The sequence below is a fragment of the Streptomyces sp. NPDC055025 genome (assembly GCF_053608565.1).
On record NZ_JBSGVS010000040.1, the window covers coordinates 16,647 to 35,651 of the forward strand.

At 70.4% G+C, this 19,005-nt stretch carries 16 protein-coding genes; 7 read left to right on the forward strand and 9 right to left on the reverse strand.

The window, feature by feature from the left end; all coding sequences use genetic code 11:
• Window positions 1-189: 189 nt before the first annotated feature.
• The 4 genes from hemB (at window position 190) to ACWGDX_RS23850 (ending at window position 4,997) form a co-directional block, all read left to right on the forward strand.
• Window positions 190-1,179, forward strand: a complete 990-nt coding sequence (gene hemB, locus ACWGDX_RS23835; RefSeq protein WP_453628576.1) for a porphobilinogen synthase — start codon at window positions 190-192, stop codon at window positions 1,177-1,179.
• A 73-nt stretch (window positions 1,180-1,252) separates the two neighbouring features.
• Window positions 1,253-2,200, forward strand: coding sequence for an STM4015 family protein (locus tag ACWGDX_RS23840; RefSeq protein ID WP_453628733.1), 948 nt, complete (start codon window positions 1,253-1,255; stop codon window positions 2,198-2,200).
• 69 nt (window positions 2,201-2,269) lie between these two features.
• Window positions 2,270-3,478, forward strand: a complete 1,209-nt coding sequence (locus ACWGDX_RS23845; RefSeq protein ID WP_453628578.1) for a wHTH domain-containing protein — start codon at window positions 2,270-2,272, stop codon at window positions 3,476-3,478.
• Between the two features lie 79 nt (window positions 3,479-3,557).
• Window positions 3,558-4,997 (forward strand): helix-turn-helix domain-containing protein, encoded by a 1,440-nt coding sequence (locus ACWGDX_RS23850; RefSeq protein WP_453628580.1) that lies wholly within the window; start codon window positions 3,558-3,560, stop codon window positions 4,995-4,997.
• Between the two features lie 287 nt (window positions 4,998-5,284).
• Here ACWGDX_RS23850 and argS read toward each other — a convergent pair whose 3' ends face one another.
• Window positions 5,285-7,120 (reverse strand): arginine--tRNA ligase, encoded by a 1,836-nt coding sequence (argS, locus tag ACWGDX_RS23855; RefSeq protein ID WP_453628581.1) that lies wholly within the window; start codon window positions 7,118-7,120, stop codon window positions 5,285-5,287.
• A 141-nt stretch (window positions 7,121-7,261) separates the two neighbouring features.
• Here argS and lysS point away from each other — a divergent pair, with 141 nt between their 5' ends.
• Entirely contained in the window at window positions 7,262-9,058 is a 1,797-nt protein-coding gene (gene lysS, locus ACWGDX_RS23860; RefSeq protein WP_453628583.1) for a lysine--tRNA ligase, read from the forward strand.
• A 136-nt stretch (window positions 9,059-9,194) separates the two neighbouring features.
• On the opposite strand, the gene ACWGDX_RS23865 is transcribed toward lysS, so the two are convergent.
• The 3 genes from ACWGDX_RS23865 to ACWGDX_RS23875 all read right to left on the reverse strand — a co-directional run bounded on the left by ACWGDX_RS23865 (window position 9,195) and on the right by ACWGDX_RS23875 (window position 12,976).
• Entirely contained in the window at window positions 9,195-10,709 is a 1,515-nt protein-coding gene (locus tag ACWGDX_RS23865) for a DUF2637 domain-containing protein (protein WP_453628585.1), read from the reverse strand.
• A gap of 421 nt (window positions 10,710-11,130) precedes the next feature.
• On the reverse strand, window positions 11,131-11,889 hold the full coding sequence (locus ACWGDX_RS23870; RefSeq protein ID WP_453628587.1) for a DUF3558 domain-containing protein: 759 nt from the start codon (window positions 11,887-11,889) through the stop codon (window positions 11,131-11,133).
• Between the two features lie 154 nt (window positions 11,890-12,043).
• Entirely contained in the window at window positions 12,044-12,976 is a 933-nt protein-coding gene (locus ACWGDX_RS23875; RefSeq protein ID WP_453628588.1) for a DUF3558 domain-containing protein, read from the reverse strand.
• Window positions 12,977-13,163: 187 nt separating this feature from the next.
• Here ACWGDX_RS23875 and ACWGDX_RS23880 point away from each other — a divergent pair, with 187 nt between their 5' ends.
• Entirely contained in the window at window positions 13,164-14,357 is a 1,194-nt protein-coding gene (locus ACWGDX_RS23880) for an RtcB family protein (protein ID WP_453628590.1), read from the forward strand.
• Between the two features lie 85 nt (window positions 14,358-14,442).
• Here the strand turns inward: ACWGDX_RS23880 and ACWGDX_RS23885 are convergent, their stop codons facing one another.
• On the reverse strand, window positions 14,443-15,216 hold the full coding sequence (locus ACWGDX_RS23885) for an SDR family oxidoreductase (protein WP_363079132.1): 774 nt from the start codon (window positions 15,214-15,216) through the stop codon (window positions 14,443-14,445).
• A 261-nt stretch (window positions 15,217-15,477) separates the two neighbouring features.
• Window positions 15,478-15,828 carry a YnfA family protein gene (locus tag ACWGDX_RS23890; protein WP_365904578.1) on the reverse strand — a complete coding sequence of 117 codons (351 nt, stop codon included), beginning with the start codon at window positions 15,826-15,828 and terminating at the stop codon, window positions 15,478-15,480.
• 87 nt (window positions 15,829-15,915) lie between these two features.
• Here ACWGDX_RS23890 and ACWGDX_RS23895 point away from each other — a divergent pair, with 87 nt between their 5' ends.
• Window positions 15,916-16,407, forward strand: a complete 492-nt coding sequence (locus tag ACWGDX_RS23895) for a hypothetical protein (RefSeq protein WP_453628592.1) — start codon at window positions 15,916-15,918, stop codon at window positions 16,405-16,407.
• 95 nt (window positions 16,408-16,502) lie between these two features.
• Here the strand turns inward: ACWGDX_RS23895 and ACWGDX_RS23900 are convergent, their stop codons facing one another.
• The 3 genes from ACWGDX_RS23900 to ACWGDX_RS23910 form a co-directional block, all read right to left on the reverse strand.
• Window positions 16,503-17,237, reverse strand: coding sequence for a Mut7-C RNAse domain-containing protein (locus ACWGDX_RS23900; RefSeq protein ID WP_453628594.1), 735 nt, complete (start codon window positions 17,235-17,237; stop codon window positions 16,503-16,505).
• 44 nt (window positions 17,238-17,281) lie between these two features.
• Window positions 17,282-17,851 carry a GNAT family N-acetyltransferase gene (locus ACWGDX_RS23905; protein WP_453628596.1) on the reverse strand — a complete coding sequence of 190 codons (570 nt, stop codon included), beginning with the start codon at window positions 17,849-17,851 and terminating at the stop codon, window positions 17,282-17,284.
• A 103-nt stretch (window positions 17,852-17,954) separates the two neighbouring features.
• Window positions 17,955-18,956: an AraC family transcriptional regulator gene (locus ACWGDX_RS23910; protein WP_453628598.1), complete on the reverse strand. Its 1,002-nt coding sequence runs from the start codon at window positions 18,954-18,956 to the stop codon at window positions 17,955-17,957.
• Window positions 18,957-19,005: the final 49 nt, after the last annotated feature.

Sequence of the window (19,005 nt, forward strand, 5' to 3'; positions counted from 1 at the left end):
GGGGGGTCCGGCCGTTTCGACGGCCGGACCCCCCACCGCTGTTTCCGGTCGTGGTGTCGGTAAGGCGGTGGGGCACCCGGAGCTATGGTCGAAGGTGGTCCGACGGCCGGCCGGGTGCCGACCCGGCGCCGGGTTCCGGCCCGGCCCCGACGAAGCGGATCACCCGAGAGGCACAAGAGGCGGCAGACGATGACTGTGTACGGATCCTTCCCCGGCTCGCGGCCCCGGCGGCTGCGGGTGAACCCGGTGATGCGGCGGATGGTCGCGGAGACCCGGCTGCACCCGGCGGATCTCATCCTCCCCGCCTTCGTACGGGAGGGGATCGCCCGCCCCGTCCCCATCACCGCGATGCCCGGTGTCGTCCAGCACACGCTGGACACCCTGCGCGAGGCGGCGGTGGAGGCGGCCTCGGCGGGCGTCTCCGGGATCATGCTCTTCGGTGTCCCCGAGGACGCCAAGAAGGACGCGGCGGGCACGGCGGGCACGGACCCCGAGGGCATCCTCCAGGAAGCGATCCGCGCGGTGAGGGCGGAGACCGGCGACGAGCTGATCGTCATGTCCGACCTGTGCCTGGACGAGTACACCGACCACGGCCACTGCGGTGTGCTGGACGTGGAGGGCCGTGTCGACAACGACGCGACCCTCGAACGGTATGCCGAGATGGCGCAGGTCCAGGCGGACGCGGGCGTCCATGTGGTCGGCCCCAGCGGCATGATGGACGGCCAGATCGGTGTGGTCCGCGAGGCCCTGGACACGATCGGCAAGGAGGACGTGTCGATCCTCGCGTACACGGCGAAGTACTCCTCCGCGTTCTACGGTCCCTTCCGTGAGGCCGTGGGCTCCTCGCTCAAGGGTGACCGCAAGACCTATCAGCAGGACCCGGCCAATGTCCGCGAGTCCCTGCGCGAGCTGGCGCTCGACCTCGAAGAGGGCGCCGACATGGTGATGGTCAAGCCCGCCCTGCCGTATCTGGACGTCGTGGCGCGTATCGCCTCCGAGGTGGACGTGCCGGTGGCGGCGTACCAGATCTCCGGTGAGTACGCGATGGTCGAGGCGGCGGCGGAGAAGGGCTGGATCGATCGTGACGCGGCGATCCTGGAGACCCTGACGGGGGTCAGGCGCGCGGGCGCGAACATGATCCTGACGTACTGGGCGACGGAGGTCGCGGGGAAACTCTGATGTCGGAGCCTGCTGGTAGAACAGGGCGCACCGATGCCGGACCCCAGAACCTCGGGAGCGCCCCTTGTCCTACGTGCAACACGTCGAGCGTTTCCACGGATTACCCGTACTGACCGTTCCGCCGTACACACCCGCCACGGCTCTGCCCGATGCCGCCTCCGTCGCCTGGCGTCTTTACGTCGGGCCGTATGTGAACGACGAGGACTACGAGGCTTACTGGGACCGTTTCACCAGCACGGTGGAGCTGGGGAAGGTGCGGGCGCTGGTCTTCGCCCATGGCGCGCACTACCTGTCCAACGAGGTGCTCATCGATCTGAGCTCCCGGCTGACCGGGCTCGAAGCGCTCTTCCTCAGTGACCTGGAGGACGACGAGGCGATGATCTCCACGATCTACCAGTCCGATCTCGCGCCGCTCCTGGACGCGTTTCCCGGGCTGCGGGAGCTCGTCGTCCGTGGCGGGGAGGGGCTGGACTTCCCCGTGACCGGTCACGCGGGACTGCGGGCGCTGCGTGTCGAGTCCGGTGGGCTGCCTCCCGGGGCGGCGGCGCATATCGCCGCGGCCGATCTGCCCTCGCTGGAGCGGCTGGAGCTGTGGCTGGGCGAGGACGACTACGGCGGCGGCACCACCGTCGAGCAGCTCGCCCCGCTCCTCGCGGGTGAGGGCAAGCCCGCTCTGCGCCACCTGGGCCTGCAGAACAGCCCCATCCAGGACGAGCTGGCCGCCGCGGTGGCCTCCGCCCCGGTCGTGCCGCGGCTCACCTCGTTGAGCCTGTCCATGGGCACGCTCTCCGACGAGGGCGCGGAGGCGCTGCTGCACGGGCAGCCGCTCACCCACCTCAAGGAACTCGATCTCTCGCACCACTTCCTCAGCCACGACATGATGCTGCGGATATGGACGGCGCTGGAGCCCGCGGGGGTCCGGGTGAACCTGTACGGGAGGAAGGACGCGGAGAACGACAGGTGGGAGAACGACGACGAGGAGTCCGGCACCGGCGGCCGGTATATCGCGGTGGCCGAATGACCGCCGCGCCCGAACCTCGCCGTAATCGCCCTCCGTACCCGTACCCGCGCCCGTTCCGAAAGGTCCACGATGTCGGACAGTCCTGAGTCCCAGGATCCGGAGGACCTCCGGATCACCCGCCTGAGCGTGGGCCGTGAGGTCTCCCGGGTGAAGCCCGACCGGCGGGTGCCGTTCGGACATGTTCTGTACGCCGCCGGCACGCTGGGGCGCCCTCCCGCCGACATCGTGTCGAGGCTGACCGCGCTGGGGTACGCCGACTTCGAGCTTCCCGGCACTCCGCTGCCTCTCACGGCCGACCCGGACGACGCTCTGCTGATCAAGGCGGAGGGGTACAACCTGTCGTGGCTCGAACTCGGCAAGCCCGTGTCGCTGCGGCACATACTCGCGGCGGCGGGGCGGGCGGGCCGGAGCCCCGCCGACGCCGCCCGTCGGCTGAGCGCCTTCGGCTACGCGGTCCCGGCCGGCCGGCCGCTGCCCGAATCCCCGGAAACCCGGGACCTCGCGCTGATCCGTACGGACGGCAGGGGCGACGGGGGGTGGCTGGACTGGGGCGAGGAGGTGCCCGCACACCATGTGCTCAGCGCGGCGGCGGTGGTCGGGTGCAGCCCGCACGACGCCGCCCTCCGTCTGATCGGGCTCGGCTTCCGGCTGCCCTACACCCCTGAACCCGGGGACGAGCGGATCCTCCGATACGGGACCGGCCACAGGCCCTGGCCGTCCCGGTACTCCTCCGTGCCGAGCGGGCACGTCCTCGATGTCGCACGGGAGACGGGCCGGCCGCAGGCCGACGTCGTCGCCCGGCTGGCGGAACTGGGCTGCCGGACGGACGCGCCCCTGCCCGACACCCCGGAGAAGGACGACCTCCTTCTCCTCAGCCAGGAACTCGACGGCCGTGCGCCGTGGTTGCCGGTGAACGGCGCCGTCGGGGTGCGGTTGGGGCACATACTGCGCGCGTCCCTCGCGACGGGACGGACCCCGGCGGAGATCACCGAGAGGCTGGCCACGCTGGGACACCGGCCGCACGCAGACGCGAAGGTGCCCGCGGTCGCGGACGTGGAGGACATCCGGCTGCTGGAGACCGTGGACCGCTCGTTCCTGGACGACGTCCACCTCGAACACGTCCTGCGCGCCGCGAGTCTGACGGGGAGAAGCCCGGCGGACGTCGCGTCGCGGCTGACCGCCCTCGGCCACCGACTGCCGGACGAGGTGGAGTACCCGGAGGTGCGGGGCAAGGCCGGGGGGTACCGGCCATGGGGGGTGCCGGAACGTCTGCCATAAACTTTGACCTGGTGAAACGAACTGTCTCTGGAACGTGTTCCTGGGGTGGACCGACCGGGAGATCGAGGGGGAACAGTCTGTGGCGACGACCGAGGCCGAGGCTTTCGCGGAACTGCTCAGGAAGCTGAAGGACCGCTCGGGGCAGAGCTACGGAGTCCTCGCGGGGAAGCTCCATGTGAGCACGTCCACGCTGCACCGCTACTGCAACGGCGATGCCGTGCCCGCCGAATACGCCTCCGTCGAGCGGCTCGCGAGGCTGTGCGGGGCAAGGGCCGAGGAAGTCGTCGAACTGCACCGGCGATGGATTCTGGCGGACGAGGCCAGGCGGCGGGGGCGGTCGGCGGCGACGGCTGCTCCCGCCGTTGCCCCTGCCCCTGCCCCTGCCCCTGCCCCTGCTCCCGCTTCTGCTCCTGCCGCGGCGGCTCCCGGAGCCTCTGCCGCGGCCCCTGCCGCCGCTGATCCGGCGTCGGCTTCCGCCGCGGCCCCTGCGGCCCCCGCTGTCCCCGCGGCTGAGTCCGAGGTCGTCGGGTCCGAACTCGCCGGGGACGCGTCCGTCATCGACATGCCAGGAGGCACGCGTACCGGGCCGCGGGCCAAACGCCTCTGGCTCGTTCTCGCCGCCGTCGCGGTCGTCGCGGTCGTCGTTCCCGCCGTGGTCCTCGGAAGCCGGGCCGGACTGGCGTCGGGGGACGATTCCGTCACCGCCGGTGCGACGGACGATCCCGGCAAGCCGGCGGGCGCGGGCAGTGGTCCGCACTCGGCCTCACCCGAGTCGGAGTCGCCGTCCGCGTCGCTTTCGCCCACCGCCTCCGTCTCCCGCTCGGGCGGCGCGGGTCCGTCGTCCTCCCCCAGCTCCGGCCGGACGCCCGTGGCCGGCTCCGGCCCCGGCTCCGGTTCCGATCGGGACACGGCGGGCAGTGCGGTGCCGGTGACGGTGTCCACGCGCCCGTACGCCTTCGAGGACCCGTGCAGTCAGCACTACCTCATCGACCGCCCGCCGACAGAGGTCCCTCCGCCGCCCACCGAGCAGGACGCGCCCGGCTGGGTCAACGCGCTCGGCGGGGTCGCGAGCGGGGGCCAGTACATCGAACTCACCGTGCAGGGCACCGGCAGCGAGACGGTCGTGCTCCAGGCGCTGCACGTACGTGTCGTGAAGAGCGGCGCCCCGCTCGCCTGGACCGACTACATCATGGGGGTCGGCTGCGGGGGCGGTGTCTCCACGAAGTCCTTCGACGTAGACCTGGACGCGGGCAGGCCCAGTTCCGTACCGAGGGCCGGGCAGCGGGACTTCCCGTACAAGGTCAGCGAGTCGGACCCCGAGGTGCTGTACGTCTCGGCCCGTTCGAGCGCGCGTGATGTGAGCTGGTACCTGGAGCTGGAGTGGTCCAGCGGCGAACGGCACGGCACGCTCCGGGTGGACGACCGCGGCAGGCCGTTCCGCACGAGCGGAGCGACGGGACGCCCCTCGTACGAATATCCGCCGGGCGGTACGGAGTGGCTGACGGCCGCCACAGGCTGAGCCCCAAGGGGTTGAGCCTGGCAACGGCCTGAGACCCCGACAGGCCGAGCCAGCAACGGACCGAGCTGGGAACGGGCAACGGGCCGACTGCCTGGCGGCGGTCGGCCCGTTGCCGGAAACAGGGCCTAGGGTCTTTCGTTTGGATCTGGCTGGATGAGGGAGCGGGGTCTGGTGCCGTGGATCGCAAGGCGGAGGAGGGAGCCCACGCGGAGCGTAGGCGACCGACGACAACGCGGCGAGGCGCGGTGCCAGGGCACGCGAGCCCAGCAAGATCCAAACGAGAGGCCCTAGAGGCGCTCGGGGGCCCGGATGCCGAGCAGGGCGAGCCCCTGCTGGAGCGTGCGGGCCGTCAGGTCGCACAGGAACAGACGGTTCTCGACCTGGGCCGGGGTGTCCGCCTTCAGGACCGGGCACTGGTCGTAGAACGTGGTGAAGTGCGACGCGAGCTGGTAGAGATACGCGGCCAGCTTGTGCGGCTCGTACGAGGACGCGACCTCGGACAGGACCTCACCGAACTCGTCCACATGCAGCCCCAGCGCCCGCTCCGCCGGGGCCAGTGCCAGCTCCGGACGGGCGGCGGGCTCGGTGTCGCCCGCCTTGCGGAGGATCGACTTGATACGGGCGTACGCGTACTGGAGGTAGACCGACGTGTCGCCGTTCAGCGAGACCATCTGGTCCAGGTCGAACTTGTAGTCCCGTACCGCCGACGTCGACAGGTCCGCGTACTTCACCGCGCCGATACCGACGTACCAGCCGTTCTCGGTGATCTCCCGCTCGCTGAGTCCGGCCTTCTCGGCCTTCTCCCGTACGACCGCCGTCGCCCGCTCGACCGCCTCGTCGAGCAGGTCCTCCAGCCGTACGGTCTCGCCCTCACGGGTCTTGAACGGCTTGCCGTCCTTGCCGAGCACCGTGCCGAACGCGAGCTGGACGGCGCGCACCTCGTCGTTCAGCCAGCCGGCCCGCCGAGCGGTCTCGAAGACCATCTTGAAGTGCAGCGACTGCCGTACGTCCACGACATACAGCAATGCCGTCGCGTCCAGGCTCCGCACCCGGTCGCGGATCGCGGAGAGGTCCGTGGCCGCGTAGCCGTAACCGCCGTTGGACTTCTTGACGATCAGCGGGACCTGATTGCCGTCGGGCCCCTTCACATCCTCGAAGAAGACGCAGAGCGCGCCCTCGGAGCGGACGGCGACGCCCGTCTCCTCCAGGATGCGGCAGGTCTCCTCCAGCATGTCGTTGTAGCCGGACTCGCCCACCACGTCGGCGTCGTGGATCTCCATGTCCAGCTTGTCGAAGACCGAGTAGAAGTAGATCTTCGACTCGTCCACGAAGCGCTGCCAGAAGGTCCGCGTCTCCTCGTCACCCGCCTGGAGGGCCACCACCCGGTCGCGTGAACGGGCCTTGAACTCCTCGTCGGAGTCGAAGAGGACACGTGAGGCCTTGTAGAGCCGGTTCAGATTCGACATCGCGGTCTCGCCGTCGATGGCGGCGGCCGTCCCCGGGCCGTCCGGGCTGCTCGTACCGCTCGTGCCGTCCGTACCGCTCGTGCCGTCCTTGTGGTCCAGCTCGTGCGGGTGCTCGATCAGATACTGGATGAGCATGCCGAACTGGGTGCCCCAGTCGCCGATGTGGTGGCGCCTGATCACCTTCTCGCCGGTGAACTCCAGGATCTCGACCATCGCCGCGCCGATCACGGCCGAGCGCAGATGGCCGACGTGCATCTCCTTGGCCACATTCGGCTGCGCGTAGTCGATCACGGTCGTGCCGGGCCGCTCCGCGTACGGCACACCGAGCCGACTGTCCGCCGCGCGGGCCGCGAGGGTCTCGATGATCGCCCGGTCCGTGACCGTGATGTTGAGGAAGCCGGGTCCTGAGACCTCGGCCTCCTTGATCACGTCAGGGGCGGTCCCCTCGGCGGTCAGCGCGGAGACGACCCGCGTCGCCAGCTCGCGCGGATTGCCCTTGAGCCGCTTGGCGAGCGCCAGCAGACCGTTGGCCTGGAAATCGGCCCGGTCGCTTCGGCGCAGCAGCGGGCTCGCGGGACCGGCCTCCGGCAGGGCTGCCGAGAGGGCGTCCGCGATGCGCTGATCGACGGTCGAAGCGAGGGAAGAGACCGAGGCCATGGGCTGGTGCCGTTCCTGTCGGGTGCGGAGGGAAGTCCTGCCCAGTATCCCATGGGGCTACAAGCCGTTTTCGCTCTCCTGGGGGGACCTGGGAGAATGGCAGCCGCCGGAATGTTTGAGCGTACGAGAAAGAAGAAGGACGTGCCGATCGTGGCTCAGAGCACCGAGATCGACTGGGTCTCCCGTTTCGCGGACGATGTCATCGCCGAGTCGGAGCGACGTGCGCCTGGCAAACCGGTCGTCGTCGCGTCCGGACTCTCCCCCTCCGGCCCCATCCATCTGGGGAATCTCCGGGAGGTCATGACCCCCCACCTGGTCGCGGACGAGATCCGCAGGCGGGGCCACGAGGTCAGGCATCTGATCTCCTGGGACGACTACGACCGCTATCGCAAGGTCCCGGCCGGTGTTCCCGGTACGGACCCGTCCTGGGCCGAGCACATCGGCAGGCCGCTGACGTCCGTGCCCGCACCCGCGGGGTCGGCGTACCCGAACTGGGCCGAGCACTTCAAGGCGGCGATGACCGAGGCGCTGGCCGAGCTGGGCGTCGAGTACGACGGCATCAGCCAGACCGAGCAGTACACCTCGGGGGCGTACCGCGCGCAGATCCTGCACGCGATGAGGCATCGCGCGGACATCGACGCGATCCTCGACCGCTACCGGACGAAGGACAAGCCCTCGCAGCTCCCCCAGGGCCAGAAGCAGGGGCAGGCGCCGGGCCAGACGCCGGGACAGCAGCAGGGGCAGAAGCAGGGGCAGAAGAAGCCTGAGGAGGCGGAGCTGGAGGCCGCCGAGGGCTCGGGCGCGGCGGCCGAGGACGACGGCAGCGGCGGCTCCGCGGGCTACTTCCCGTACAAGCCGTACTGCGGCGGCTGCGGCAAGGACCTGACCACCGTCACCTCGTACGACGACGAGACGACGGAGCTGGCGTACACCTGCGCGGAGTGCGGCTTCTCCGAGACCGTGCGGCTGAGCGAGTTCGACCGCGGCAAGCTGGTCTGGAAGGTCGACTGGCCGATGCGCTGGGCCTACGAGGGCGTGATCTTCGAGCCGTCCGGCGTCGACCACTCCTCGCCGGGGTCCTCGTTCGTCGTCGGCGGGCAGATCGTGCGCGAGATCTTCGACGGGGTGCAGCCGATCGGCCCGATGTACGCCTTCGTCGGGATCTCCGGGATGGCGAAGATGTCGTCCAGCAAGGGCGGGGTGCCGACCCCGGCCGACGCGCTGAAGATCATGGAGGCGCCGCTGCTGCGCTGGCTCTACGCGCGGCGCAGGCCCAACCAGTCGTTCAAGATCGCCTTCGACCAGGAGATCCAGCGGCTGTACGACGAATGGGACGCGCTGGAGCGCAAGGTCGCGGACGGTTCCGTACTGCCGGCCGACGCGGCGGCGTACGCGCGTGCCACGGGTACGGCCGCCGGCCCGCTGCCGAGTACGCCGCGCCCGCTGCCGTACCGCACGCTTGCCTCGGTCGTGGACATCACGGCCGGTGCCGAGGAGCAGACCCTGCGGATCCTGAGCGAGCTCGACCCGGCCCGTCCGCTGACCTCGCTGGAGGAGGTGCGCCCCCGGCTCGACCGCGCCGAGAACTGGATCACCAGCCAGGTGCCGGCCGAGGCGCGGACGATCGTGCGCTCCGAGCCGGACCACGAGCTGCTGGACTCGCTGGACGAGCAGGCGCGGGAGTCGCTGCGGCTGCTGCTGGAGGGCCTGGACGACCACTGGTCGCTGGACGGGCTGACCACGCTCGTCTACGGAGTGCCGAAGGTGCTGGCGGGCCTGGCGCCCGACGCCAAGCCGACGGCGGAGCTGAAGGTCGCGCAGCGGTCGTTCTTCGCGCTGCTGTACCGGCTGCTGGTGGGCCGGGACACGGGGCCGCGGCTGCCCACGCTGCTGCTGGCGGTGGGGGCGGACCGGGTACGGAAGCTGCTGGGAGCCTGAGCCCTTGGCCCCGGAGCCGCTCTTGGCCCCGGGGTCCTGAGCTCGGAGTCCTGAGCTAGGAGTCCTGAGCCCGGAGTCCAGAGCCCGGAGCCTTTGGCTCCGGGCTCTGCCGTTTCGCCGCGACGTGCTCTTCCGGCTACGCGATGTGCTCGGAGTCCAGCTCCGCCTGGTAGCGGAAGGGGAAGTCGCGCAGATAGGGCCGCAGAGCGCTCTCGGTCAGCGGGCCGCCGTTGCGTCCCGTGATGCTGTAGAGGTCCACGAGGTAGAGGCCGAACTGGCGGGCGTTGGGGAAGCCGCCGTTCTCGCTGATGTACTTCCGGAAGGCTCCGTAGTACGCCTCTTCGCGGGAGACGTCGTCGGGCAGGCTGGGGGTGGGCAGCTCTTCCGACGGCTCCTGGTCGGCGCCAGGAGTGTCGGTGCCGGCCGACTCGGCCTGCTGCTGGGGCTGTTCCTGCGCACGCTGTACGGGCACCCCGCCGAGCGGGCGGCTGCGGCCCGGTCCGGACGGGATCATCACCGGTGTCGGTTCGAGGCCCTCGACGTAGGTGGGGTTGTAGGCGCCCTCGTACGCGCCCTCCGGGACCTGCGGCGCGGCGAACCAGGGGCTGGCGTGGGTGGTGTTGCCGACCTGGTTCGGGAGCTGGGGCGGGAACTGGGCCTCAGCATCGGGCTGTTGTTGCTGTTGCTGTTGCTGTTGCTGTTGCTGTTGCTGTTGCTGTTGCTGTTGCTGCTGGTGTGGTGGCTGGGGCTGCTGCTGTGACGGGGGCTGCGGCTGCCGGCCCTGCCCGTTCTGCTGCGACTGGACCTGCTGCGGCCCGGGTATGGGTGCCGGCGCCTGGGCTTGGGCCTGAGCTGGGGGCTGGGGCTGGGGCTGAGGCTGGGCCTGGGCCTGCGCGTCGGCGGGTATCTCGGTCCGGCCCTGCGGGAGTTCGGCCATCGGGGGCGCGGGCGGCAGCAGTACCGGTTCGATACCGGCGGCGGCCAGCCCCGAGGGCGCGGTGTCCGCGAGCGGTACGCCGTACTTGGCGAGCCGAAGCGGCATCAGCGCCTCGATGGGGGCCTTGCGGCGCCAGTTGCGGCCGAACCTCGCCTGGAGGCGCGACTGGTAGATGAGCCGGTCCTGTTCGAGCTTGATGACCTGTTCGTACGACCGCAGCTCCCACAGCTTCATCCTGCGCCACAGCATGAACGTGGGGCCGGGCGAGAGCAGCCAGCGTGTGAGCCGTACGCCCTCCATGTGCTTGTCGGCGGTGATGTCCGCGATCCGGCCGACCGCGTGCCGTGCGGCCTCGACGGAGACGATGAAGAGGAGGGGGATCACCGCGTGCATACCGACGCCGAGCGGGTCCGGCCAGGCCGCCGCGCCGTTGAAGGCGATGGTGGCGGTGGTCAGGACCCACGCCGACTGGCGCAGCAGCGGGAAGGGGATACGGATCCAGGTCAGCAGGAGGTCGAGCGCGAGCAGGACGCAGATGCCCGCGTCGATACCGATCGGGAAGACCAGTGAGAACTGCCCGAAGCCCTTCTCCTCCGCGAGTTCGCGTACAGCGGCGTAGGACCCCGCGAAGCCGATCGCGGCGATGATGACCGCTCCGAAGACCACGACCCCGATGAGTATCCGGTGCGTGCGTGTGAGCTGCATCGCGGCCACCCGCGATCCCCTCCCGTATTCGACTCCTTATGACGCCGTGCGGCGCCTGGTGACGCCGTGTTCGACGTCGGACAGCCGGTCAGGTACTCGACAACCGGTACCCGACGGCCCGACATCCGGCGGGCACAGCCTGGCACATGTGTACGCATGACGTGGCGCGGGTAGCGTAGCGGGGCCCGCTGAAGAGGGCCTTGTTACGTGGAAAAGGGGACAAAGCGCCCTGCGTGGGGGAGCTGTTCCGGAACTCCGGGGTTCGTTTCGCGACCGCGAGGCAGGGACAGGCGGGACCGCGAGACCGCGCGACCGGGACAGGCGGGACCGCGCAGGCGCCGTCCAGGAGACCGCACAGGTCCCCTCGTGGGCGGCCCCCCGTACCGCGTAACCCCGCCCCCGTGCCCCGCCCCCGTACGGCGCCGCGTGCCTACCTGGCCTTGGCGGTCTCCTGGGCGGCGGACTCCCCCGTGGCGGGTGTCTGCCCGGACCCGGCGGACACCGCGGCCACCACTTCCTTCGCCGTTTTCACCGCGTCCTTCGACATATCGGCGACACTGGGCGACTTCGCGCCCGCGTACCCCGCGCCGTTGTAGGTCAGGGTCAGGACGACGTTCTCCGTACGGGCCACGACCGTGGCGTACGAGAAGTCCTCGTCGGTCTTCTTGAGCGAGTACGTGACGGTCGTCGCCTCACTGCCGATACCGGTCGACGGGGTCGCCTTGAGCTCCTTGGCGCCCTCCGTTGCCTGGACCCCGGCGACCTCCTTCGTGTAGTACTCGGTGGCACGCTTGGCGCCGCTGCCGAGTGTCACGTCGGAGTCGTACCGGGTGAGGGAGACATCGAGCCAGCGGTACTGCGAGCCCTTGACGCCGTTGTCGTCCAGACCGTTCCAGGAGCAGCTCGCACGCGCGGCGATATCGCTGGACTTGCCGGCCGTACCGCCCTTGACCTTGGCTTTCGGCACGAGCGAGTCGATCGTCTTGCGGCCGATCGTCGCGCAGGCGTCGGGCAGCCCGGTGAACTTGGCGGGGGCGACGGTCGCGGACGGCTGGGCGGTCGGGCTCGTGGCGGAGCCGTCGGCGTCGCTCTTGTCGCCGGAGTCGGAGGAGCAGCCGGCGACGACGAGCATCACCGGAACGGCTGCGCAGGCGAGTATGCGGGTGAGTCGCGAGGCTGATCGGTGCATGGTTCCTTCAGTCGGTCATTCGTCCGGTCATTCGGCGCACGGTCATTCGTCGTACGGTCCGATCGGCCACGGTAACCGGCGAGCCGGGGCCGCGGGTCCTGGATCCGGAGTCCGTGCCCGGCCGAGGAGCGGTCCGAGGCGCGGACGGGGGCCGCTACTCGTCGAGCTCCTCGGCGAGCCTCTTGGCCAGCGCTCGGGCCTTGTCCTGCAGTTCCGCGCTGTCGGGCACCGCGGCGGTGAGCGCGGGCTGCTCGGTGTACCGGACGGTCACGATCACATTGGATGTGCGGAACACCACGCTCACCGTCCGGTGCTGGGCGGCCGAGCCGGAGCGCGCGAGGACGTCGTTCAGGAACGCGGCGTCGCCGAGGCCGTCCAGGAGGCGGGGCTCCAGGCCCTCGGCGGGCGGGGTCTCGGAAGGCGATCCGGGAGTGACGGGAGTATCGGGCGACCCCGAGGCGCCGCCGGAGGGAGCGGCCGGAGAGGAGGCGCCGGTCTGGGTCGTCGTGTTCGGATTCGTACCGTTGTCGGGATCGCCGTCGGCCTTGGGATCGGTAGCCGGTCCGGTGGCGGGAGGCGAGCCGCCGGGCGTACCGGACGTACCGGACGGGTTTCCGGTGTTCGAGCCGCTCGGTGACGGCAGGGCGGCGGAGGTCTCCTTCCTCGTGTAGACCTCCTGCGCGCGGTCGTCGTCGCTCACGGCCGGGTCGTACGACACCACGCGTTCCAGATCGATCACGAGCTGGTGGGAGGCGTCCGTGCCGTCGGCCTTCCAGTTGCATCCGACGCGGCGGTCCGTGTCGTACGTCACGGCGGCCGTGCCCCCGTACACCTTCGTCTGCTGGTCCTCGGGGAGCGAGGCCGCGCCGGGGAGCAGATCCTTGAGCATGGTGAGCGGTACGGCGCCGCAGGGCTCGCGGAGCGTGCGGTACTTGCCGGGGGCGGCCGCGGTGGCGGTGGTGGGGCTGCCCGCCTTGGGGTCGGCGGCCGAGCCGCCGTCCGCGCCGCCGCCGGAGCAACCCGCGACGACCGCCACGAGGAGCGCCGCCAGGCCGGGTAGGTACGCGTGTCGCGCCTTGGGCTGCACGGTCCCGGGCTCCCTTCTGTACGGGTTCCGCGCGGGGGTGCCGCGCGAAAACTGCTTGCCGCCGGATGACGGTCGATGGACACAATGTCTATCGCACGCACCGCCGTCGACGCTGGTCGGCTGTCTCCTTTGACGGCCCTGGTTCCGGTTTTTGCGTTATTCAGACTTTCGGGGGAATCGAGGGGTTATGTCGTATGTAGAGATACCTGGCGCGAAGGTCCCGATCCGTATGTGGGCGGACCCCGCGGCGGTCGACGAGGGCGCGATGCGGCAGCTCCACAATGTTGCCACCCTGCCCTGGATCAAGGGCCTCGCCGTCATGCCGGACGTCCACTACGGCAAGGGCGCGACGGTCGGCTCGGTGATCGCGATGCATGGCGCGGTCTGCCCGGCGGCGGTGGGTGTGGACATCGGCTGCGGAATGTCGGCGGTGAAGACATCCCTGACGGCGAACGATCTGCCGGGCGACCTCTCCCGGCTCCGCTCCAAGATCGAACAGGCGATCCCGGTGGGCCGCGGCCTGCATGACACCCCGGTGAACCCGGGCAGGCTCCACGGTTTCCCGACGGCGGGATGGGACGACTTCTGGGAGCGGTTCGGCGGAGTGGCGGATTCGGTCAAATTCCGCGAGGAGCGTGCCGCGAAGCAGATGGGAACGCTCGGCGGGGGCAATCATTTTGTGGAATTTTGTCTTGATGAGTCGGATTCGGTCTGGCTGATGCTTCACTCCGGATCGCGGAACATCGGCAAGGAACTGGCCGACCATCACATCGGCGAGGCCCAGAAGCTCCCGCACAACCAGGGTCTGGTCGACAGGGACCTGGCCGTCTTCATCGCGGACACCCCGCAGATGGCGGCGTACCGGAACGATCTTTTCTGGGCGCAGGAGTACGCGAAGTACAACCGCGCGATCATGATGGGACTCTTCCAGGACGTGGTCCGCAAGGAGTTCAAGAAGGCCGGGGTGACCTTCGACCCGGTCATCTCCTGCCACCACAACTATGTGGCGGAGGAGCGGTACGAGGGCATGGATCTGCTGGTCACGCGGAAGGGCGCGATCCGTGCGGGCAGCGGGGACTTCGGCATCATCCCGGGCTCGATGGGGACCGGTTCGTACATCGTGAAGGGCCTGGGGAACGTGGCGTCGTTCAACTCGGCCTCGCACGGCGCGGGCCGGAGGATGAGCCGCAACGCGGCCAAGCGCCGCTTCTCCACGCGGGACCTGGAGGAGCAGACGCGGGGTGTGGAGTGCCGTAAGGACGCGGGTGTGGTGGACGAGATCCCGGCCGCGTACAAACCGATCGAGCAGGTCATCGATCAGCAGCGGGACCTGGTGCGGGTCGTGGCGAAGCTGAAGCAGGTCATCTGCGTGAAGGGCTGAGGGGCTGAAGGGCTGAGGGGCGGAAAGGCTGGGGGCTGAGGAGCGGAAGGGGGACCGCGGCTCCGCTCTGGTCCCGTGTGAGTGATCAGAGTTCGCGGTGGACCTTGGTGTTGGACGCCTGGGCGCGGGGGCGGACCACCAGGAGGTCGATGTTGACGTGGCTGGGGCGGGTGACCGCCCAGGTGATCGTGTCGGCCACGTCGTCGGCGGTGAGGGGCTCCGCGACACCCGCGTAGACCTTCGCCGCCTTCTCGGTGTCGCCGCGGAAGCGGGTGGTGGCGAATTCCTCCGTCCTGACCATTCCGGGGGCGATCTCGATCACCCGGACCGGGGTGCCGACGATTTCCAGGCGGAGGGTCTCGGCGAGGACATGGGCGCCGTGTTTGGCGGCCACATAGCCCCCGCCGCCCTCGTAGGTGCTGTGACCGGCGGTGGAGGAGAGGACGACGACCGTACCGTCGCCGCTCGCCGTGAGAGCCGGCAGCAGGGCCTGGGTGAGATTGAGCGTGCCGATGACGTTCGTCTCGTACATCTGACGCCAGTCGGCCGGGTCGCCGGTGGCCACCGGGTCGGCGCCGAGCGCGCCGCCGGCGTTGTTGACCAGGACGTTCACGGAGGGGAAGCGGCCGAGTTCGCCGGCGAAGGCGTCGACGGCCGCGCGGTCGGTGACATCGAGGGTGTAAGCGGTGGCGAGATGGCCCGCCGTGGTGATCTCCGCGGCGAGCGCCTCGATACGGTCCTTGCGGCGGGCGGTGACGACGACGTGGTAGCCGGCCGCGGCGAGCTGCCGCGCGGTGGCGGCACCGATGCCGCTGCTCGCTCCGGTGATGACGGCGATGGGGGTCCCCGCGGCGGTCATGACGTACTCCTCGCGCGTGTGATCGATGTGGGGCCAGGATAGGCAGGGGTACGGGCCGACGTGCTGTCTGTCCGGAGCGCGGACCGTGCCGGAGTGCGGACGTGCCGGAGCGCGGACCTTGAATGACTTGGGTGAACTGTGCCCGTGGAGGGCAGGCAGGGCGTGAGGCCGGGGTGTGAGCCGTGCGCGGGGCCCGGGGTGTAGCCGTGCGCGGGGCCGGGGGCGTGAGCCGTGTGCGGGGCCGTGAGGCCGCCGGTCGGTTCAGTGGCCGCGGGGCGCGTACATGATCAGCGCCATACCGGCCAGACACACCAGCGCTCCCGTGATGTCCCAGCGGTCCGGGCGGTAGCCGTCGGCGACCACGCCCCAGGCGATCGAACCGGCGACGAAGACCCCGCCGTACGCGGCGAGGATGCGGCCGAACTCACCGTCGGGCTGGAGCGTGGCGACGAAGCCGTACGCCCCCAGGGCGATGACCCCGGCGCCGATCCAGATCCACCCCCGGCCGCCTCCCGTGCCGTCCCCGCGCACGCCCTGCCAGACGAGCCAGGCGCCGCCGATCTCGAAGACGGCGGCGAGCAGGAAGAGAGCGGCGGAGCGGAGAACGAGCATGCGAACAGCGTGCCATGTGGGTGATCGGAGACGCGCCGGGCTGGAGATTTATCGCTATTGCGATGTGATGATCAGTATGTTCCCCTCATGGGTGTCGTGCGTAACGCGCTGCTGGTAGTGGTGTCCGCGGCCACGGTGGTCATGACAGGGGCGGGTCCTGGTGCCGGTGCTTCCCGGGTCTCCGGTGCTGTCGAGCCGGAGGCCGATCTGTCGCACCACGGGCATGTGTCGCTGTGGGGCGGCGAGTTGACGCTTCGGATCCAGACCGGGAACCACGGGCCGTCCGGGCTGACGGACGCGACCGTGCGGCTGGACTTCTCGGCCCCTTTGCTGCACGACCTGTCACTGCCGCCCGCCTGTCTCTGGGGCGGCGAGCGGGTGGTGCTGTGCCGTACGGGTCACCTCCGGGCGCTCGGACGGGGCCCGGAGATCACGGTCGACCTCAGGACGGTCGGGCGGCCGGACGAGGTGGTCGTCCGGATCGACACCGCCTGGAGCGGGGGCGCGAGCGACCGCAACCCCGAGAACCATCGGCACCGGGTGCTGGTCCCGGACACGGGCGACCGGTACGTCTTCTGAACTCCGGCGCTGCGATCCGCGCGGACGCGCCCTGCGCTAGGGCTGTCCGGTCCGTGCCGCCCCGCACGTCCCGTGCTTGCCGGCCCGCCCTGTGGCTACGCGGCCGCGTTGCCGAACTCCCGTACCGCCGCCTCCACGATCGCCGCCAGCCGGGCGTGGTGCGCGCCCCGCCAGTACACCCGGCCGCACGTCCGGCACTGCGCGAAGACGTCGTACGAACGCTGTGTGCCGTGTTCCAGCCGCTCCTGGACGGAGTCCTTGTCGGCGGGGCCCAAGTCGCCGTTGCAGGCGGTACAGCGTGTCCAGGGCGCGAGGGCGGGCGCGAAGCGCTCCAGTACGTCCCGGAGCTGGTCGTCCGGGCGGTCGCTGTAGATATACGCCCCGGCCCAGATCTCGCGCCGCCGCAGCAGCCCGCGGTCCCGGGACAGCATCACGCGGCGCTCCGTGGCGGAGAAGGTGGCCAGCGCCGGATCCCCGAGGTCCTCGCTCTCGTACGCCGTGTCGACGCCCAGGAGCCGCAGCCGCCGCGCGAGCGTGCCGAGATGGACATCCAGCAGGAAGCGCAGGGGCGCGCCCGGCACGCGTTGCGGCCGGCTCACGGCCCGCACCTCGATCGATTCGCCCGCGGCGGGGATGTGCGCGACGGGCACTTCGCGGCCGTCGACGAGCAGCCGCCCGACCTCGGTGAGCGGGACGCCGAGCGATTCGACCGCGTGGCCGAGTGTGGACTTGCCGTCGGTGACCACGGCCGTACGTCCCTGGCGCCGCTCGGCCGCCACGAAGAGGCGCAGCTCAGAGGCGAAGCTGATCTGGATCTCCGGTCCGTTCACGCCGTCAGGATGTCATTGGAGGAGGGCAGCGGGCCAGGGCGGAATCATTCGGCCTCGGCGGACTCAGGACCGGACGCGAGGCCGGGGTCGAGGTCCAGCCGCCAGTCGTTGCAGCGCATCACATTCCCCGGCGGGAACTCGAAGTCGCATTCGCCCCGGAGGGAGAAACCCGCCCTGCGGCACAGACGGTTCGACGACGGATTGGCGACGGAAGGGAAGGCGTGCAGATAGCGGTGTTTCTTCTCGGCGCGCGCCCTCTCCGCGACGGCCGCGGTCGCCGCGGCGGCGATGCCCCGCCCCTGGAACGCGCTGAGGACGCCCCAGCCCGTCTCGTACACCTCCTGTCCCTGCCAGGTCTTCTCCCAGAACCCGATCGTGCCGACCGCCTCGCCGTCCGGCAGCAGCACGACGCGGAACATACGGCCCTTGCCCGTCCGGTCCGCGCTCAGATCGACGTACCGTCTGTGCCGTTTGACAAGCTGCTCCTCCGTCTCGGGACCGCCGAGGTGGATCATCATTTCCGGCGTGTTCGCCGCGCGGAGAAGGCCGAGATCGGTCTCCGACCACGGTTCGAGCCGTACGCGCGGTGTTTTGATCTCCATGTCACGCTCCATGTCACGCACTGTAGGACGGGGGTCTGACATATGGGCCGGGGACGGTGCATGGGCCGTCGGCGCCGTAGCGGAACGTGAAGGGGAGGGTGTGGGAGCGGCTGGTTCAGAGGCCCGAGCGGCCGTATGCCGTCGGCGGCACTCCGACGGTCGCCGTGAAATCGCGTACGAGATGTGCCTGATCGCTGTAGCCGAGTTCGGAGGCCAGCTCCGCCCAGTCGACCTGTCGGCCGGAGGCGGGCGCCGACGCCGAGCCGGAGCCGGGGCCGGCGAGGGAGCCGGAGCCGGCGTGGGGGCCGGCGTCGGCCTCGGAGTCTTCGCCGTTGACCGCGCCCGCGTCCGACTCGGCGCGTTCCAGCGCCTCATGGATCCGGTAGCGCAGGATGACCCACTTCGGCCCCACCCCCACATAGGTGGCGAACAGCCTCTGCAACGAGCGGGTCGAGACCCCTTCCGCCTCGGCGAGCTGGGCGACGCGCCGGATCGTACGGTCCGTCCTGATCCGGTCGGCCAGCGCCATGGCGTGGTCGGCCCCAGGGTCCGGCCGCGGGCCGACTCCCAGCAGATACGTGTCGAGCGCGGCCACCCTGGCGTTCTCCTGCCTGGCCTCCTGTTTGGACTTCTCCTCGGTTTCCTTTCCGGTCTTCTCCTCGGACTCCTCGGACTCCTCGGCTTCGGCGGGGCCGAGCACCGTCTCGATGTCCGCGTCCGTCGTGGGCATGACCTCGCCGAGGGGCACCCGCCGTCCGGTCCACTCCGACACGGGCCACCGCGGCGCGAACGGCCGGAAGCCACCGGGTCTGAACTGCACCCCGCACACCCGGCCCCGGCCTTCGAGCCGCTGGGTGAACAGTTCCAGCCCGATGCCCGTGACCTCGGCGAAGGGCGGGCTGTCGGGGCCGTGTCCGAAGCGCTGGAAGACCACGTTCACCGAGGGGTGCGGCACGACATGGGAGACGTACGGCTGGGGCAGATCCCAGTCGATCAGCCAGTAGTGCTCCAGGTACGGCCGCAGGGCCGGCGCCGGTTCGCGGCGTCGGAAACGTACCCGCGCGAACAGTTCCGGGGCGTCGACGATGCCCCGGGTGTCGCGCCGTGGACCGGCCATGGACGGATCCTATGTCGCGTTTGTTCAAGACGCCGAGAGCGGTCGGTTC

Excerpts from the sequence above, each read along its gene's own strand:
- hemB (WP_453628576.1), top strand. The coding sequence starts at position 190 with ATGACTGTGTACGGATCCTTCCCCGGCTCGCGGCCCCGGCGGCTGCGG.
- ACWGDX_RS23845 (WP_453628578.1), top strand. The coding sequence starts at position 2,270 with ATGTCGGACAGTCCTGAGTCCCAGGATCCGGAGGACCTCCGGATCACC.
- argS (WP_453628581.1), bottom strand. The coding sequence starts at position 7,120 with ATGGCCTCGGTCTCTTCCCTCGCTTCGACCGTCGATCAGCGCATCGCG.
- ACWGDX_RS23870 (WP_453628587.1), bottom strand. The coding sequence starts at position 11,889 with ATGCACCGATCAGCCTCGCGACTCACCCGCATACTCGCCTGCGCAGCC.
- ACWGDX_RS23880 (WP_453628590.1), top strand. The coding sequence starts at position 13,164 with ATGTCGTATGTAGAGATACCTGGCGCGAAGGTCCCGATCCGTATGTGG.
- ACWGDX_RS23885 (WP_363079132.1), bottom strand. The coding sequence starts at position 15,216 with ATGACCGCCGCGGGGACCCCCATCGCCGTCATCACCGGAGCGAGCAGC.
- ACWGDX_RS23890 (WP_365904578.1), bottom strand. The coding sequence starts at position 15,828 with ATGCTCGTTCTCCGCTCCGCCGCTCTCTTCCTGCTCGCCGCCGTCTTC.
- ACWGDX_RS23895 (WP_453628592.1), top strand. The coding sequence starts at position 15,916 with ATGGGTGTCGTGCGTAACGCGCTGCTGGTAGTGGTGTCCGCGGCCACG.
- ACWGDX_RS23905 (WP_453628596.1), bottom strand. The coding sequence starts at position 17,851 with ATGGAGCGTGACATGGAGATCAAAACACCGCGCGTACGGCTCGAACCG.
- ACWGDX_RS23910 (WP_453628598.1), bottom strand. The coding sequence starts at position 18,956 with ATGGCCGGTCCACGGCGCGACACCCGGGGCATCGTCGACGCCCCGGAA.